Here is a 2,292-nt window from a genome sequence, read left to right as displayed (position 1 = left end):
GTACGCCTCCGGCGAAGGCCGCCTTGCGGGAGCATGGCATGGTAGCGAGGCTGCGCTCTTAAGGTCGTCCTTACGAGCGTAGTTAGCAGCACAGCATGAGCCATGTGACGTTATTGACCGGGCCGGAGCGTCGTCGTCGTTGGAGTGAAGAGGATCAGTGCCGGATACTGGCCGCGGCATTCGCGCCCGGGGCCACGGTGACGGCGGTGGCGCGTCAGTACGATGTCGCGACCAGCCTGATCTATAAGTGGCGCCGCACGGTGAGAGCCCGCGAGACGGGCTTTGCCGAAGTTGTCGTGGTTCCCGATGAGGTGCCGGCGGCGCCAGCGATGATCGAGCTGGAGATCGCCGGCAAGGTGCGGCTGCGGATTCCGCTGACCACGCCGCCGACACTGGCGGCGGCGATGGTGAAGGCGCTGGGCGTTTCATGATCCCGGTTCCGAGCCAGGTGCGGATCTGGTTGGCGGTCGGCCGGACCGATATGCGTCGCGGAATGCAAGGCCTCGCTCTGCAGGTTCAGGAGACGTTGGGCCGGGATCCGCATGCCGGCGATCTTTATGTCTTCCGCGGCCGTAGCGGCAATCTGATCAAGATTATCTGGCATGATGGGCTCGGCATGTCGCTGTATGCAAAACGGCTCGAGAAGGGCCGGTTTCTATGGCCATCGCCGGCGGCCGGTACGGTTTCCATATCACCGGCGCAGCTCGCCTACATGCTCGACGGGATCGATTGGCGCAACCCGCGCCACACGTTCCGCCCCCAGCGCGCGGGCTGAGTTTTTCTTTGAGTTTGCGCCATTTTCCGCGAGTCAGCGGACGCGTTTTATGATTCACTCCAGGGCATGGTTGCCACCGCCCAGGATGCTGTTCCGGACGATATCGGCGCGCTGAGAGCGGCGCTGACCGCGGCGCTGGCCAGAGCCGAAGACGAGGCCGCGCGCGCTGCGCTGGTCGAGGCCGAACTGGCGGTCGCCAGGGCCAAGGCATCGGATGATGCGGCGCTGATCGCACATCAGGATCTGACGATCCGGAAGCTGCAGCGGGCGCTGCATGGTCAGAGTTCTGAACGCTCAGCCCGCCTGCACGACCAGATGGAGCTCACCTTCGAGGAACTCGAGAGCACGGCCACGGAAGACGAGATCGCCGCCGAGCAGGCAGCGGCCCGGACCACTGAGGTGGCACCTTATGTGCGCAAACGACCGGCGCGCCAACCATTTCCCGAGCATCTGCCGCGCGAACGCGTGGTCGAGCCGGCGCCGACCGCTTGCCACTGCTGCGGCGGTCATCGGCTGCGCAAGCTGGCTGAGGATATCACCGAGACGCTGGAGGTGGTGCCGCGGCAATGGAAGGTGATCCAGCACGTTCGGGAGAAGTTCACCTGCCGCGACTGCGAGGCGATCAGCCAGGCTCCGGCGCCGTTCCACGCCACCCCGCGCGGCTGGGCCGGTCCCGGCCTGCTGGCGATGATCCTGTTCGAGAAGTTCGGACAGCATCAGCCGCTCAACCGCCAGGCTGAACGCTATGTCCGCGAAGGCGTGCCGCTCAGCCTGTCGACGCTCGCCGACCAGGTCGGCGCCGGCGCCGCGGCGCTGATGCCGCTGTTCAAGCGCCTCGAAGTCCATGTGCTGGCCGCTTCACGTCTGCACGGCGACGACACGACGGTGCCGGTCCTGGCCAAGGGCAAGACCGATACCGGCCGATTATGGACCTATGTGCGCGATGACCGACCGTTCGGCGGCGCCGATCCGCCGGCGGCAGTGTTCTACTATTCCCGCGATCGTCGAGGCGAACATCCCGCGGCGCATCTCGCCGGCTGGAGCGGCATTCTGCAGGCCGATGCCTTTGGCGGTTATGGCGATCTCTATGCAACGGGTCGTCAGCCGGCGCCTGTTCTGGAAGCCAGCTGCTGGGCCCACAGCCGGCGCAAAGTGTTCGAGCTGGCCGATGTCGAAGCGGCGGCGCGCAAGAAGGCGCGCGGCGAGAAGCCCAACCTGGTCTATCCGCTAGCGGTTGAAGCCGTGAAGCGCATCGATGCCCTGTTCGATATCGAGCGCGGGATCAACGGCCTGTCGCCGGCCCAACGCCACGCCGTGCGCCAGGAGCGGAGCGTGCCGCTGGTCACCGAGCTCGAGCGCTGGATGATCGAGACGCGCGACAAGCTCTCGCGCGGACACGATCTGACCAAGGCCTTCAACTACATGCTGCGCCGCTGGTCATCCTTTACCCGGTTCCTCGACGATGGGCGCATTTGCCTATCGAACAATGCAGCCGAGCGAGCCCTGCGCGGCATCGC

3 protein-coding genes are annotated in these 2,292 nt (G+C 65.9%); all 3 read left to right on the top strand.

The window, feature by feature from the left end; translation table 11 throughout:
• The first annotated feature begins 95 nt into the window (after positions 1 to 95).
• Positions 96 to 431 carry an IS66-like element accessory protein TnpA gene (tnpA, locus tag NKJ35_RS30740; protein ID WP_352651377.1) on the top strand — a complete coding sequence of 112 codons (336 nt, stop codon included), beginning with the start codon at positions 96 to 98 and terminating at the stop codon, positions 429 to 431.
• Positions 428 to 775, top strand: a complete 348-nt coding sequence (gene tnpB, locus NKJ35_RS30735) for an IS66 family insertion sequence element accessory protein TnpB (protein ID WP_352651376.1) — start codon at positions 428 to 430, stop codon at positions 773 to 775. Before tnpA ends, tnpB begins: the two co-directional genes overlap by 4 nt.
• A 66-nt stretch (positions 776 to 841) precedes the next feature.
• Positions 842 to 2,292: IS66 family transposase (tnpC, locus tag NKJ35_RS30730; RefSeq protein WP_352651374.1), on the top strand; the 1,451-nt coding region annotated here is incomplete at its 3' end.

This window comes from Mesorhizobium sp. M0136 (genome assembly GCF_040322515.1).
Classification (GTDB): domain Bacteria; phylum Pseudomonadota; class Alphaproteobacteria; order Rhizobiales; family Rhizobiaceae; genus Mesorhizobium.
This window is presented reverse-complemented; position numbering and strand designations above follow the sequence as displayed.